This window comes from Cysteiniphilum sp. 19S12-1, assembly GCF_052030685.1.
Classification (GTDB): domain Bacteria; phylum Pseudomonadota; class Gammaproteobacteria; order Francisellales; family Francisellaceae; genus Caedibacter.
Map to the genome: position 1 here is coordinate 45,795 of NZ_JBQAJM010000004.1, position 15,317 is coordinate 61,111.

At 39.9% G+C, this 15,317-nt stretch carries 12 protein-coding genes; 4 read left to right on the forward strand and 8 right to left on the reverse strand.

From position 1 onward, the window contains the following. Positions 1-3: 3 nt before the first annotated feature. A complete protein-coding gene (locus ACTS4L_RS02095; protein ID WP_440615445.1) occupies positions 4-1,035 on the reverse strand; it encodes an SIS domain-containing protein in 1,032 nt (343 codons plus the stop codon). A 295-nt stretch (positions 1,036-1,330) separates the two neighbouring features. On the opposite strand from ACTS4L_RS02095, the gene ACTS4L_RS02100 reads away from it, so the two are divergent. Both ACTS4L_RS02100 and ACTS4L_RS02105 read left to right on the forward strand, forming a co-directional pair. Further along, positions 1,331-2,020, forward strand: coding sequence for a TerC family protein (locus tag ACTS4L_RS02100; RefSeq protein WP_440615444.1), 690 nt, complete (start codon positions 1,331-1,333; stop codon positions 2,018-2,020). A 376-nt stretch (positions 2,021-2,396) separates the two neighbouring features. Continuing rightward, positions 2,397-3,338 carry a LysR family transcriptional regulator gene (locus ACTS4L_RS02105; RefSeq protein WP_440615443.1) on the forward strand — a complete coding sequence of 314 codons (942 nt, stop codon included), beginning with the start codon at positions 2,397-2,399 and terminating at the stop codon, positions 3,336-3,338. Here ACTS4L_RS02105 and asd read toward each other — a convergent pair. The 3 genes from asd to acs are packed head-to-tail and all read right to left on the reverse strand — an operon-like array spanning position 3,312 to position 7,171. Continuing rightward, positions 3,312-4,403 carry an aspartate-semialdehyde dehydrogenase gene (asd, locus tag ACTS4L_RS02110; protein ID WP_440615479.1) on the reverse strand — a complete coding sequence of 364 codons (1,092 nt, stop codon included), beginning with the start codon at positions 4,401-4,403 and terminating at the stop codon, positions 3,312-3,314. The two genes, ACTS4L_RS02105 and asd, sit on opposite strands and share 27 nt — an antisense overlap. A gap of 51 nt (positions 4,404-4,454) precedes the next feature. After that, a complete protein-coding gene (locus ACTS4L_RS02115; RefSeq protein ID WP_440615442.1) occupies positions 4,455-5,243 on the reverse strand; it encodes a beta-ketoacyl synthase chain length factor in 789 nt (262 codons plus the stop codon). A gap of 32 nt (positions 5,244-5,275) precedes the next feature. Then, entirely contained in the window at positions 5,276-7,171 is a 1,896-nt protein-coding gene (gene acs / locus ACTS4L_RS02120) for an acetate--CoA ligase (RefSeq protein ID WP_440615478.1), read from the reverse strand. Positions 7,172-7,613: 442 nt separating this feature from the next. Between acs and ACTS4L_RS02125 the strand changes: the two genes are divergently transcribed. Together ACTS4L_RS02125 and ACTS4L_RS02130 are read left to right on the forward strand one after the other, a co-directional pair. Beyond that, the gene (locus ACTS4L_RS02125) at positions 7,614-9,632 is read left to right on the forward strand and encodes a glycosyl hydrolase family 18 protein (RefSeq protein ID WP_440615441.1); all 2,019 of its coding nucleotides are present in this window, start codon (positions 7,614-7,616) and stop codon (positions 9,630-9,632) included. 93 nt (positions 9,633-9,725) lie between these two features. Then, complete coding sequence (locus ACTS4L_RS02130) at positions 9,726-10,505, forward strand: substrate-binding periplasmic protein (protein WP_440615440.1); 780 nt, start codon at positions 9,726-9,728, stop codon at positions 10,503-10,505. Between the two features lie 3 nt (positions 10,506-10,508). Here the strand turns inward: ACTS4L_RS02130 and fba are convergent, their stop codons facing one another. From fba to gap, 4 genes are read right to left on the reverse strand one after another with little or no spacing between them, the layout of a single operon-like run. Beyond that, positions 10,509-11,573, reverse strand: a complete 1,065-nt coding sequence (gene fba / locus ACTS4L_RS02135; RefSeq protein ID WP_440615439.1) for a class II fructose-bisphosphate aldolase — start codon at positions 11,571-11,573, stop codon at positions 10,509-10,511. 54 nt (positions 11,574-11,627) lie between these two features. Beyond that, positions 11,628-13,061 (reverse strand): pyruvate kinase, encoded by a 1,434-nt coding sequence (pyk, locus tag ACTS4L_RS02140; RefSeq protein WP_440615438.1) that lies wholly within the window; start codon positions 13,059-13,061, stop codon positions 11,628-11,630. After that, entirely contained in the window at positions 13,058-14,245 is a 1,188-nt protein-coding gene (locus ACTS4L_RS02145) for a phosphoglycerate kinase (protein WP_440615437.1), read from the reverse strand. Before ACTS4L_RS02145 ends, pyk begins: the two co-directional genes overlap by 4 nt. A 58-nt stretch (positions 14,246-14,303) precedes the next feature. After that, a complete protein-coding gene (gene gap / locus ACTS4L_RS02150; RefSeq protein WP_440615436.1) occupies positions 14,304-15,317 on the reverse strand; it encodes a type I glyceraldehyde-3-phosphate dehydrogenase in 1,014 nt (337 codons plus the stop codon).

Genomic DNA, 15,317 nt, shown 5'->3' on the forward strand with positions numbered 1-15,317 from the left:
CCTTTACACCGTCTGTGTCACTTTATTGAGATTCTCTGGCTGATCTGGATTTAAACCACGTGCCGTAGCAAGCTTTGCTGCCATGGTGTAAAAGCTCTGAATCAATAAAATTGGATCCAATAATGGATGCAAGCTTTTGGTTGTCTTAAGATTATGCGTCGTATCAACATGTGGTGATCCAGGCATTGCAAACATCACGTTAGCACCCATTTGATGCATTTTCTGTGCTAATTCAATTGTGCCTTTAGCGGATGCATCATTTTGTGCAAAAACCAAAGCTGGAAATGTTTTTTTAATCAAAGCAAATGGACCATGCAATACTTCAGCCGAACTAAATGGCTCGGAATGTAAGCATGCCGTTTCTTTAAGTTTCAAAGCTGCTTCTTGAGCAATTGCATAGCCATAGCCGCGTCCAATGACATAGGCATCTTGTTCATCTTTTAACGTGTCAATCACCACTTGCCAATCAAGATTTGCCGCTAGTGACAAATATTCAGGCAACGCCTTAAGCGCTTCTTGCAACACCTTATCTTCCGTATAAATAGCGATAAATTGTGCCAACGCGGTCAACGCACAAATATAGCTTTTAGTTGCGGCAACCGCCTTTTCTTCTCCTGCTAAAAGAGGAACCACAAAACGCGCAGCATGCGCCAACGGTGAATCTTTGATATTAACTAAGGCAACAGTGGTTGCTTGATCTTTCACGCTTAGGAATGATTGAACTAAATCAGGACTTTTACCAGATTGCGAAACACCTAGAAACAAGCTATTTGTCACAGTTGTTTGACTTTGATAGATCGTATAAATAGACGGCGCAATCGATGCGGTGATTAGTCCCATTTTGCTTTCTAATAAATACTTGGCATAAGTTGCTGCATGATCCGAGCTGCCACGTGCAACGGTTGCTGCAAATGCCGGCTGATGAGTTTTAAGATAAGCGCACACTTCTTGCCAAATCTTTGCATTATATTGTAATTGCTCGGCAACTTTAAAAGGCGCTGATAACGCCTCTTGATACATAATAGTTTCAGACATAAAAATAATTCCACATGTGATGCGTAGAACTATTGTAGCAATTTAAAGGCTTACGGCAATCCTTATTTTGCTTGCCTTATTTACGGCAACTAATTCCATTATATTTCTCCTGTATATCGAATTTGTATTTTTGTATTCTTGCGCTTTCAAAGTCTGCCACAAGCCAACTGCTAAACACAAGTTAAAATAACTTAAAAAATAATTGCCATAGCAAGTTTACATTTAAAGCCATATTCATTTATCATTTATCATTTATCATTTATGTCGTCATTATACATTTAAGAGGATACCTAGATTGGACGTTCCGCTGGAACTTATTACAAGCTTTTTAACTATCACCGCACTTGAGACTATTTTAGCGATTGATAATTTACTGTTTATTTATCTTGTGACTGCCAAGCTTCCCTTTCACCAGCAACGTAAGGCGCAAATTACTGCCATTTCATTGGCAGCAGTGATGCGTATCGTCTCATTGATATTTATTAGTTTCATCATGCAATGGACAGTGCCGGTTTTTTCCATTTTTGGTAATGGCATTAGCATCAAAGATATGATTTTAATCATCGGTGGATTGTTCTTGTTGTGTAAAGCATTGCACGAAATCTACCTGTTATACCGCCCCAAAACCGTCTCAACACAGATTGCCAAAAACATGTTAAGCGCGATTGCCCAGATTATTTTAATCGATGCGGTTTTTTCAATCGATAGTGTGATCACTGCGATTGGCTTAAGTAACAACATTTATGTAATTGCCGCATCTATTTTAGCCTCATGTGCCATCATGCTATTAGCTTCACAATTTTTAATTAAATTAACACATTCACTACAACTGAAATTAATTGCCTTGACTTCACTTATTCTTATAGGCTTGATGTTAATGGCTGCAGGCATAGACATCGTGATCGACAAATCATACCTCTTGGTAGCTCTTGGATTTTCTATTGTTATTTTCATTTTTCAAACATCACTTAAAAAAAGAACCTAAGTCAAAAACCTATAAATTTATCTTATATCTCTGCAAAGCATGCGTTGATATCTCATGGTTAATCAGAAATCAACGGCTTGCATTAAGCATTTAAACCCTATAGTATTAGCTACCGTAGGTGACAGGAAAAACAAGCAGTAGCGCACTCCCCCTAGCGTGATTCACATGGATGTTTTCTGACTTGCTGCACCTACACAGCCTAAATATATCCCATAAAAACACTCGGTGAAATTGAGCTATACGCATCGCAATCCAATTGACCAAAACTATCAAAAATTTCTTCAACATTAAACACCGCAAAATGATTTACGACGGGTATGAAAGCTATTTATAATGCATTTACACCACAAGTTTAGCTCAGTATAGATCAATCAAAATGGCGTATAACTTAACCTACAAACAAATTCAAATATTTTTACAAGTGGTTGAAACAGAAAACCTAACTGAAGCAGCCAACTTACTCCACTTAACGCAACCTGCGGTCACCAAACAAATCAAAAGTTTAGAAATGGACGTTGGCAAGAAGCTTTTTTATTTTAATGGTCGCAAATCGCTATTAACCGCTGAAGGTGAAAGTTTTCTGCCCTATGCGCGCGAAATTCAAGCCTCATTTAAAAAGTTGCTATATCATTTATCACATGAAAACAAAGACTATAAATTGAACCTTGTTGTCTCTCCCATTTATGATGAGTGGATTATCCAGATATTAAAGCAAGTAAAAAAATCACACCCTAAACTAAATTATAATATTAACTTTACAACACTTGATTACACTGCATTGTATGAGCGTTATGATGGTGATTTAATTATTGCCTCACGTGATATTATGGATAAGAAATATTACAATGAAAAAGTCTGCAATTTAGAAAACTCTCTAGTATGCTCAAGCGATAATCATGAATTATTGAATAGCTTAAGCATTGACAATATCTTCAAACAAACCTTTATCACCCTTAAACTGCAATCGCTACTTTATGAGCAAACCATCAAATCCGTCCCCAAGAATACCGATATCTCGATCTTTTCAAATGCACAAGTTGCCAAAAAAGCCATTGTTGCCAATTTAGGTATCGGCTGGTTGCCTGACTTTATCTTGCAAAAGGAAATTAAAGATGGTCGCTTGGTTCGTATTGTTGATGCATTAAAAGCCAAGGGTGCCACTACTAATGACTTACAAAAAGTGACGATGAAAGGATTTACTGCCTACTTAGCCTATCACTTAGATAAGCCGATCAACAAGGTAATGCGTGAATTTATTCAAGCGCTGTTTGAATTATCAACCTCTGCCAATTTAAATGTGGGCAAGACAAATATTTAACATTCTTCTTAAAGGCTCAGCCGCCCCCCACAACAGTTGATCGCCTGCAGTAAAAAGCTGAATATGTCGATCTGAAAGATTAGTCTTTTTCAAGCGTCCCACCGCAATATCCAAGGTGTTACTCACTGCCATCGGTGTTAGGTGCTTCGCAGTTTGCTTAGGATCATTGTCAACAAAACGCACCCATTCATTTGAACTTTTGAGTTTTTGCTCTACTTCTTTCAAATCAATCGACTGTTTAAGTTCAATCGTCAGCGCTTGACTATGCGCTCTCAACACAGGAACACGTACACAAATGCCATCAATTGGTAAGGTTGATGGTCGCTGTAGAATCTTGTTCATTTCTGCTTGCGCTTTCCACTCTTCCTTGCTTTGACCATTGGCTAATGGCGCATCAATAAATGGTAGAATATTATATGCCATCGGGGTCAAGAACTCCGTACATGGAAAATCATTTGCATTGATTCTAGTGTGAATCTCACGCTCAAGCTTGAGACTATCTGCCATATCAACATCATTAGCTAAAGACATTTGCTTAACCAGCTCAATCATTGCCTTAGCACCGGCACCAGACACCGCCTGATAGCTCATGACTGAGATCCAATTAATGAGATCTTCTTGAAGCAAGCCTTGAATCGCTAACATCATCAAACTCACGGTGCAGTTACCACCGACAAAGTTTTTAACTCCACTTGCTAAAGCCCGATCAATCACATCACGATTGATCGGGTCTAAAACAACCACACTCTCCTCATCCATTCGCAGATGTGAAGCCGCATCAATCCAATAACCCTGCCAGCCGTTGGCTCTCAGTTTAGGTAGCACTTCGGCAGTATAATCACTGCCTTGGCATGTCACGATAATCTCCATTTGCATCAGGCTATCGATGGCATAGGCATCTTGTAATCGTTGAACGCCAACACCAAGTATGTTCACTTGTTGCCCTTTTTGTGATGTGCTAAAGAAGACAGGATTTAATGACGCAAAGTCATTATTTTCATGCATGCGTTCAAGCAACACTGATCCAACCATACCGCGCCAACCGATAAAGCCAACTTGCTTTATTTTTTTCATTTGAGTCATATCCCCTTCTCCAACTCTATCTATTTCTGTGCACTAATTATTACTATTTTTATACCAATTAAACTGCCAAAATGCACTGTCTTGTCTGAGGTTATTATCAAACTCGTCATAAGCCCACGCTAAGAATATCAAAGCAGGCGGAAAGACAGCGGTTTGTGCGGCTATTTCTTTCCTTGTTTCACCTTTTGTGCTTGGTAATACGTCCAAGCGACAGATGAATCCCTCTTTTGTTGTATGGGCATAATTATCCATAATAAAAGCACAAGCATATTGCTGATCGTAATCACAGTCATAGGATTGATAGCACACTGCCAATGGCTCATCATAGATCACCAGTAATACTTGTGAATGCGGATTAAGCTGTAAATAAGTCAACGCTTCAATAATAGCCATAAAGAATGTATCTTTGCCGCCAGCAATCGAGTTGATATTGGTTTTGATGCCCTGAGATAATGACAAAAGACCAGATGCGGTATTATGCACCGATTGCGAAAAATCCATAGGGGATAACAGCTCTTTTTGGGCAACTTGCTTCAATAATGATTGTACGCGATTAATCTCACCATGTTGTGATGCAAACACCGTATAATCAATCGCGAGATTTTCTTTAGATTGCGCTACACAGTCTAAAGCAACTTCTAATGCCTGCTTGACACCCAAACTTGATCGACGCTTTAAATTGGCGGGTAAATGTGTAGTGGCAATCTCACCTGAATTTGGCAAATTTTGTTTGTTTTTATGCCACTTCTGCCAATCACCTGCCGCATTAAGTGTCGGCGCCATACCACTGAAGTGGCAAAGATTAAAAGTAAAGCTTGTCATAAATCCTTAATATACACTATTACACCAACTGTTTATCGATAGTCTACACGGTGTAGAATTAAATCTTTAACACAACGCTCATCTGCCAAAGTCGAGGTATCTCCAATCTGCTGCTCTTCAAAATGTGCAATCTTTCTTAAGATGCGACGCATAATTTTACCTGATCTTGTTTTTGGCAACATTGGCGCCCATTGAATCACCTTAATACTGGCAATTGGTCCATAGGTTTTTCGCACCCATTGAATAATATCTTTTTTAAGCGAGTCATCCGGATGAATACCCTTTTCCAAGGTGATATATGCATAGATCACCTCACCCTTGATACTATCAGGAATACCAACCACCGCAGTTTCAGCAACTGCTGGATGTGAGTCAATCACGCTTTCAACCTCGGCCGTCCCGATTCTGTGGCCTGCAATACTAATGACATCATCTAAACGCCCCGAAATCCAATAATGATTATCTTGATCACGATAAGCACCATCACCGGGGAAATAATATTCTGGATAAACATCAAAATAGCTTTGCATATAACGCGCATGATCACCCCACAAAGTCCGCATTATGCCAGGCCACGGCTTTTTGATTACCAATGCACCATAATCATGTGCTGCTAATGCTCCTTTGACTTCTTTTGCTGAGGTTTTATCTAAAATAGCCACATCAACACCCCAAAATGGTGTCATTGCTGAACCTGGTTTCTGCTGATGACTAAAATCAGGACTAATCATAATACCACCGGTTTCGGTTTGCCACCACGTATCAACAATAGCGCATTGTCCTTTGCCGACTTGTTCGTGATACCAGTGCCACGCTTCACGATTAATTGGCTCACCGACACTACCTAAAATACGTAGAGAATCACGCGTAGTTTCACCCAATACTGCTTCATCGCCTTCAGCTTGTAGCGCACGGATCGCCGTCGGTGCGGTATAGAAAATACTGACTTTGTACTTATCAACCACATCAAAGAAACGTGATTTTTGAGGATAACTTGGCACGCCTTCAAACAACACACTCGTAGCAGCATTAACAAGCGGTCCATAGACAACATACGAATGCCCTGTAATCCAACCAACATCCGCAGTACACCAATAAATATCATTATCCTTAATATCAAAAATATGTTTATGTGTAATCGCGGCATAAACCAAATAACCACCCGTGGTATGCACCACACCTTTAGGCTTACCCGTTGACCCTGACGTGTATAGGATAAACAGCGGATCTTCTGCTTTCATTGGTTCAACAGGACAGATGGCAGGCACTGTATCAGCAACTGTTTCGTAGTCAACATCAATTGATTCATTCCAATTGCTTTGATTGTTTGCATATTTGATAACTAAGACTTTTTTAACACTTGGACATTGTTTTAATGCTTCATCGACATTTGCCTTAAGGGCAACTGTTTTACCACCTCTAAATCCGCCATCTGCCGTAATAATAAATTTTGATTGAGCATCATTAACCCTATCAGCAATAGCAACTGGAGAAAAACCACCAAAAATAACCGAATGTATTGCACCAATGCGTGCACATGCCAACATGGCAATGGGTGCTTCAATAAGCATTGGCAAGTAGATACAAACCACATCACCTTTTTGCACACCGATTGATTTAAGCACATTAGCAAAGCGATTCACCTGTTCATAAAGCGCTTGATAACTTATCGCATTCGTATGATCAGGGTTATCACCTTCCCAATAATACGCTATTTTATTAGCATGCTTTTGCAAATGGCGATCAACACAGTTATAGCAAGCATTTAACTCGCCCTCTTCAAACCATTTGATATTTCCTTCTTTAAAACTGCCACTAGTAACCGTTTGCCATGGACTTATCCAATCGACAATCTGACTTTTCTCTGCCCAGAATGCTGTATTATTTTCAATACTTTGTACATACTCTGCCAACCAACCTTTTGACATAATCTGTGATTCCTTAATCTTCAAATCTAATTCCTTAAAAAAGAGTATCAAAAAAGCCATCGATTTTCTAATATTTATGCATAGAATATCCCTTTTCATAGTACGGACTAAGACTAAATATTCATCAACAAGTGCTCACCGTTCCCTGAGCATAAGTCGAAGCGGTGCACTGAGTATCAATCGAAGTGGGTAAGCTTGGGAAAATCACACTCCATAGAGGCTTCGACTTAAGCTCAGCCAACGCTTACACAATCAAAGGTGTCACAAATATGGTCATAGCCTAATTACACTTAGCCCATCATTTGTTAACCACACAACCATTATCAGCATATCTTATATCTTCATAACAACGCTTGATGCTCATTTTGTCGCCTAAATACATCTTTTAACTTATGCTTTCCCTGTCGAAAACAAAACAGTTTAACCATCTACGGAGGAACGTATGAAAAATAAAAAAATCTTATCTAATATTGTTATTGCTAGCCTTATGAGTGCAGGACTAGGTGGTATTGCGCATAGTGCCCATTATACTTATCCTGAGAATATCGCCAATTATCAAACAGGTGATACCGTGACTAATAATGGCAAGACCTATGAGTGTATTGGTGGGTCTTGGTGCACGCAGTCGCATAATGAGCCAGGTGTTGCAGGGTTTGAGCATTGGTGGCAAGCTGCTTGGCAAGAAACTGGCACACCAAGTCCAGATCCAACGCCAGACCCTGAGCCAACACCTGATCCTGACCCACAACCGGAACCAACGCCTACACCTGAGCAATGTATAGGTGACATCCCCACCAACCCACAAGCATACAAAGGTGCTGATAGCGGATATTGGGGTGGCTATAGTAAAGGTGATTTCGTACTTCATGATGATAAGATTTGGCAAGTTGCTGATACTTGGTGGACAAATGATATACCAGGCACGTCAAGTGCCTGGCAAGTATGCGAAGGTCATATTGTTGCTGATCTTAACGTCACTATAAGCGGTGATACCCATGGCATTGCTGATGATCATCAAATTGCCTTAATGATTGGTGACAAGCTGCATATGATTCCACTTTCAGGCGCAACCATTGGCTTGAGCCAAGGTGAGCATAGCTTTACGGTTGATGATGTTATTGATTTTGAAGATGGCCATATTTACGTTGCACAATTAAGTACAACAACTATTGATGCTAAAGAGAAAGGTACTTACAAACTAAACATTCAGTTCGATATGCAAGAAATTCCTTATAGCACATTAACTATTGACGTTGATTTTAATGGCTCAGCACCTTCGGCATATCCTAAGGCATCAATCATTGGTACTAATGGCAATCAATATCAATCAGATGCACAGTACTTAAAGCTAAGCAATAATACATTCAAAGTACCAAGTATTGGCAGTTACCAAATAAAAGCAGATAGCTTTACTCGAGATAGTTATAAATACAGCGCCATGCCAATTAGTATTGTTGATGGTGTTATTCAAGGTGATGGGAAGCTACAATATCAAGCAAAAGCAGATGAGCCATTAATGGTTGGTTATCTGACCAACTGGAATAAGCAAATCAAAATTAGCGAGGCAGTAGATCGAGGTTATAACACAATCGTATTGGCCTTTGCTGTTGTTGATGGAACAGATGTTGACATGCACTCACCGTGGAATATCTATGCTGATTGGCAAAATGGTGGCAACTGGCAAGAGAATATGAAAAAAGATATTGATCAAGCCAAACAAACTGGTAATTTAAAGCATGTTATCCTATCCGTTGGTGGTGAACATAACACTTTTAAACCAAATGGTGCAGATCCGGCACTTGTCGCACAAAATATTGTTCAATATGCCAAATCCCTAGGCGCTGATGGTATTGATTTTGACCTTGAAAATCTAGGTGGCATCGATGAAAAGAAAATGGAAGTTGATATCTATGCAACAATCGAAGCCATTAAACAAATTGACCCTGATTTTGTGATCACTGCAGCGCCACAGTTTAACCTAATTGACAACGGAGAAGTACATTTAGTCAACACAGGAACACAGCGCATTTATGAAAAATCAGTCTCTGCCGGTTTGTTTGACTATATCTTCATTCAAGAGTACAACACAGGGCATTATTGTATTGACCAATTTGGAATCGGCTCAATATGCAATGGTGCCAGTGAAACAAACATCAACCAAATGCACCCTCAGTTCGTGGTTAATAGCTACGTACGCTTAAAGCAGATTATTCCAGAGAGCACCAAAATTGTTCCAGGTCAACCCTCTGATAAAACTGCAGCAGGTCTTGCCACTGTTTACAATGGTATTTACAAAGATCGCGCCTATAGTGAGCTATGCAAAGCATACCAAACTCCAAGTGTCTTTAATGATCCACAATTTGGCGGTGCGATGAGCTGGAGCATTAACCAAGACGCGGCTAACGGCTATAAATTTGTTAATGCCATCTTTGCCGACAATTGTGATGGTGTGCAAAATTAAATCTCAATACATGCGGTGATCATGGATGATTTCCAATCGTATAAATGATAATGTTGGTGCTGCTCATCACATTAAACAGGAAGAAAAGATAACATGGCAGTTAAACAATTATTTCAGCAATTTCTTAAAATCATATCTCTTGGTATCTACGCTATTCCCATACTAAGCCAAGCACAAGCAAATAACTCAACACTGAAGTTTTGTGCCGAGCCTTGGCCTCCCTATGACTACAAACATAACAACACAGTCCTTGGTTCTGATGTTACGTTGAATAAAAAGACATTAACAAAACTAGGCATTGAAACACAGGTTCACATTATGCCTTGGAAGCAATGTTGGCAACTTGTCAAACTCGGTAAAATGGATGGTGCTTTTATGGTCTCTAGGAAGAAAGCACGCGAACCTTATGCTTATTACCCAGATGCAGCAACAGCACATGTTAATTACACTTGGGTTACCAACCAAAACTATCAAAAACACTATTTTGATTTATGTCCTGATCTTAATAAGCTTAATATCACCATTGGTTTGGTTAAGGGTAATAGCTATTCAAGTCAATTATTAAAATGCCTTGCCAAACCTGACAATGCTAAACATATACAAACTTATAATACTTTAGAACAAGCTTTAAGAATGTTAATCATCAACAAAGTACAACTGATTCCAGCGATTGCAGAGGTCGTGGAACATTTAGATAAAAACATTAAGCTTGAAGGGATCGTTATTCATCCGACACCGATTTTTAGTAAAACGTATTACACCGTATTTTCTAAAAAATCCAAATTTAGTAATGACAAGTATCAAAATATAGAGGCATTGACCAAGGACTTTGCTAACACATTGGCTTTAATCAACAAAGAGCATAAAGATTAGTTATTATTTAATACGCGGATCCAGCTCACCTGTTTGATACATTTGATACATTTGCTCTAAAGAAATTGGCTTGATTTTATCCGCCATGCCCGCAGCACCAAAAGCTTCATAGCGCGCCTGACAGATATCACGCATTGCATCTTTAGCCACCGCATTGTATTTACGCGGATCAAACTCAGCACGATGTGTCGCCATAAATTTACGGATCGCACCAGTAGCAGCCATGCGTAAATCCGTATCAATATTGACTTTTCTGACACCATATTTGATTGCTTCAACAATTTCAGCGACAGGCACACCATAGGTTTCACCCATATCACCACCATATTCATTGATAATGTTAAGCCAATCTTGTGGCACAGAAGATGAACCATGCATCACCAAATGTGTATCAGGGATACGTGCATGAATCTCTTTTACACGTGAGATCGCAAGGACATCACCTGTTGGTGGTTTAGTGAATTTATACGCACCATGACTTGTACCAATTGCTATTGCTAAAGCATCCACTTTGGTTTCTTTAACAAACTGTGCCGCTTCTTCCGGATCAGTCAACATTTGGTCATGCGATAATGTCCCTTCAGCTCCAACACCATCTTCTTCACCAGCTTGCCCTGTCTCTAATGAGCCCAAACAACCCAACTCACCCTCAACGGATACACCACAAGCATGCGCCATTTCAGCCGTACGCTTAGTAACTTCAACATTATACGCATAATCAGCTGGTGTTTTACCATCTGATTTCAATGAACCATCCATCATTACCGATGAAAAGCCTAATTGAATAGAACGCTGGCACACATCAGGTGATGTGCCATGATCTTGGTGCATACATACTGGAATATCTGGGTATTCTTCAATTGCAGCTAATACTAAGTGACGAATAAAAGGCGCCCCTGCATATTTTCTAGCACCTGCTGACGCTTGAAGAATAACCGGTGCTTTGACTTTGCTTGCCGCTTCCATTACCGCACGGATTTGCTCTAAATTGTTCACGTTAAATGCAGGGATGCCATAACGATGTTCTGCTGCATGATCCAATAATTGACGTAATGATACTAATGCCATTTTTTCCCCTCTTTGTTTTTTGAAAGTGTTTAAAACTGTATTTAACTATTACTTTTATACCACATTGCCGGCTTGAATAACCTTAATCTTATTGGTGCCACCATGAACACCCATGTGATCACCACTGGTTAATACCATCCACTCACCTGGTTTGACAATGCCACGCTTTTCAAGCTCAAGTGATGCTTCACGATTAACATAAAAGCGCGCCATACGTGTTGAATCAAACTCAATTGGCACGACCCCACGATAAAGCGTCATTTTACCCAAAGTCATACGATTACGTGATAACGCATAAATCGGCAAATGCGTATTAATTCGCGACATCCACAATGCCGTTGAACCTGATTCAGTTAATGAAATAATCGCTTTAGCATCGACATGATTTGCTAAATACACAGCCGCACTAGCCACTGCTTCATCGACACGATCGTGATGTCGCGTTACATTATCCTTAGAGACGATATGCACCAAGTTGCTATTTTCAGCTGCTTCACATACACGTGACATTGCAGAGACCGTTTCAACCGGATAATCACCTGCTGCGGATTCGGCTGATAACATCACTACATCAGTGCCATCCAATACCGCATTCGCCACATCAGATACTTCAGCACGTGTTGGTGTTGAGCTTGTAATCATTGATTCCATCATTTGCGTTGCAGTAATGACCACTTTATCCAATTCACGCGTTAAGCGGATAATCATCTTTTGAGCTGCTGGGACATTCTCGTCCCCAATCTCAACGGCTAAATCGCCACGAGCAACCATTATTGCATCGGATGCTTTAATGATTTCTTCGATATTTGCCACAGCCTCAGTGCGCTCAACCTTAGCAACAACACCTGCTTCTGAGCCAGACTCTTGCAATAATTTACGTGCATATTCCATATCTTTGGCATCGCGCGGAAAAGAAACAGCCACATAGTCAACCTCAAGTGCTGCAGCTGTTTTGATATCTTCTTTGTCTTTTTCCGTTAACGCAGGTGCGGTTAAACCACCACCTTTTTTGTTAATGCCTTTATTATTTGAAAGCTTACCACCAACAGTCACTTTACAGTGCACTTTGGCACCTTCAACTTTAGCAACTGTTAATACAACTTTGCCATCATCTAACAATAAGACATCACCTTTTTTAACATCGTTTGGTAGTTCTTTGTAATCAATACCAACTGACTTTTCATCGCCTGCAGCCTTATCCATTTCAGCATCAAGGATAAATGCATCCCCATTTTTTAGCATGACTTTACCGTCTTTAAACTTAGCCACGCGAATCTTAGGGCCTTGCAAATCAGCTAAAACACCGATATAAACACCTTTTTCTTTAGCAACTTCACGAATCAGTTGCACACGTTTACGGTGATCATCTGCCGTACCATGTGAGAAATTACAACGCACGGCATTTAATCCAGCATCGACCATTTTACGTAGCACTTCTTTAGATTCGCTCGCAGGTCCTATCGTTGCTAAGATTTTTGTTCTTCTCATGCTTTCACCTCTTGTGCACGCTCGCATAATACCTCAACACCAGGCAATGTTTTGCCCTCAATAAACTCTAAAAAGGCACCACCTGCGGTTGAAATATACGACACTTTATCTTTGATATTGAACTTCTCAATAGCAGCAATAGTATCTCCACCGCCCGCAACTGAAAAAGCATCTGAATCAGCAATTGCTTTGGCAATCGCTTTGGTTCCTGCTTCAAACTGTGGGAATTCAAATACACCAACAGGACCATTCCATAAAATAGTTTTGGATTTAGCAATCGTTATTGCAAGTTTTGCCTCTGTCAAAGGACCGATATCTAAAATCATATCATCCGGTTCAATTGATTCGATCGTTTTAATCTCAGCTTTAGCCTCTTCACTAAAGCTTTTGGCAACACGCACATCAACAGGCAGCGGAATATCAGCGCCCTTTGCTTTGGCTTTTTCAATCAAAGCACGTGCTGTATCAACAAGGTCTGCTTCTATCAAAGAATTGCCGACATTAAAGCCTGCTGCGACTAAGAAAGTATTAGCAATACCACCACCAACAATCAATTGATCAACCTGATCGATTAAGTTCTCAAGCACGGTTAATTTGGTTGATACCTTTGATCCACCAACAATCGCTGCTAATGGCTTTTGCGGATTTTTCAGTACTGCTTTAAGTGCATTTAACTCTTCAGTTAGTAGAAGCCCCGCACAGGCAATCGATGCGTATTTGGCAACACCATAAGTCGAAGCTTGCGCTCTGTGTGCTGTTGCAAAGGCATCCATTACAAAGACATCACATAAATTCGCAAGCTTACGTGATAATGCATCATCTGATTTTTTCTCACCTTTGTTAAAGCGTACATTTTCACAGATCACCACATCACCGGCATTGACGTTCACACCAGAAAGATAGTCTTTGATAAGATTTACCGGCTGACCCAGTTTTTGTGTTAAGCATTCAGCTACAGGCTGAAGCGAATATTCCTTATTATATTCACCTTCCTCAGGACGCCCTAAGTGTGACATCAATATCACACTGGCACCTTGGTCTAACGCATATTTAATGGTTGGTAATGCAGCATCAATACGCACGAAACTGGTGACTTTGCCATTTTTGACTGGCACGTTGAAATCAACGCGCATCAGTACTTTCTTGCCCTTTAACGGCACATCCGTTATTGATAAAAAGTTCATTATTAATCCTTAAAAACAAAAAAGGCGTCTTCACGCCTTAAATACTTTTTTAGTTATCTTACTTAGCCGCAAACCATGCTTTTGTCGTTCTTAGCATCTGGTTTGAGAAGCCCCACTCATTGTCATACCAAGAAAGGACTTTAACCAAATTGCCAATCACACGCGTTTGTGTAGCGTCAAAAATCGATGGATGTGGATTATGGTTAAAATCCATAGAAACTAATGGTTCAATATTATAACCCAATACACCTTTTAAGTTGCCCGCTTCAGAAGCGGCTTTCAATAAACCATTGACTTCTTCTACAGACGTATGTTTCTTAGCAGTAAAGGTCAGATCAACAACCGATACGTTAATCGTAGGCACACGCATTGCAAAACCATCTAAACGACCCTTAAGATCAGGCAACACCAAACCAACAGCTGCCGCGGCACCGGTTTTAGTTGGAATCATATTATGCGCTGCAGCACGTGCACGATGCAGATCTTTATGATAGCTATCAACGATTTTTTGATCATTGGTATAAGCATGAATGGTTGTCATTAAACCCTCTTGAATACCGATACTATCGTTTAATACTTTGGCTACAGGTGCCAAACAGTTGGTTGTGCACGACGCATTAGAAATAACCGTCATATCTGAAGTTAATACATCATGATTGACACCATAAACAACCGTTGCATCGACATCTTTACCACCTGGAGCCGAGATAACAACCTTTTTAGCACCTGCTTGAAGATGAGCGCCACACTTCTCTTTTGATGTAAATAAACCCGTACATTCAAATACCACATCGATATCTAAATCTTTCCATGGAAGATCAGCTGGGTTGCGCTCAGCTAAGATTTTAATGCGATCATTATTAATCACCATTTCATTATTTTCTAAAGCAACATCTGCGTTGAAGCGACCATGTGTTGTGTCATATTTTGTTAAATGAACATTGACTTCAGGACTTCCCAAATCATTAATGGCTACGATTTTAAACTCGTTTGTTAAACCTGCTTCATAAATCGCACGTAATACACAACGACCAATACGACCATAACCATTAATTGCAATTTTAATTGCCAT

What these genes read in the sequence shown, in the direction of transcription:
- acs (WP_440615478.1), bottom strand. Translation starts at nt 7,171, where the DNA reads ATGTCAAAAGGTTGGTTGGCAGAGTATGTACAAAGTATTGAAAATAAT.
- gap (WP_440615436.1), bottom strand. Translation starts at nt 15,317, where the DNA reads ATGGCAATTAAAATTGCAATTAATGGTTATGGTCGTATTGGTCGTTGT.
- ACTS4L_RS02145 (WP_440615437.1), bottom strand. Translation starts at nt 14,245, where the DNA reads ATGAACTTTTTATCAATAACGGATGTGCCGTTAAAGGGCAAGAAAGTA.
- fba (WP_440615439.1), bottom strand. Translation starts at nt 11,573, where the DNA reads ATGGCATTAGTATCATTACGTCAATTATTGGATCATGCAGCAGAACAT.
- ACTS4L_RS02095 (WP_440615445.1), bottom strand. Translation starts at nt 1,035, where the DNA reads ATGTCTGAAACTATTATGTATCAAGAGGCGTTATCAGCGCCTTTTAAA.
- pyk (WP_440615438.1), bottom strand. Translation starts at nt 13,061, where the DNA reads ATGAGAAGAACAAAAATCTTAGCAACGATAGGACCTGCGAGCGAATCT.
- ACTS4L_RS02115 (WP_440615442.1), bottom strand. Translation starts at nt 5,243, where the DNA reads ATGACAAGCTTTACTTTTAATCTTTGCCACTTCAGTGGTATGGCGCCG.
- ACTS4L_RS02125 (WP_440615441.1), top strand. Translation starts at nt 7,614, where the DNA reads ATGAAAAATAAAAAAATCTTATCTAATATTGTTATTGCTAGCCTTATG.
- ACTS4L_RS02130 (WP_440615440.1), top strand. Translation starts at nt 9,726, where the DNA reads ATGGCAGTTAAACAATTATTTCAGCAATTTCTTAAAATCATATCTCTT.
- ACTS4L_RS02105 (WP_440615443.1), top strand. Translation starts at nt 2,397, where the DNA reads ATGGCGTATAACTTAACCTACAAACAAATTCAAATATTTTTACAAGTG.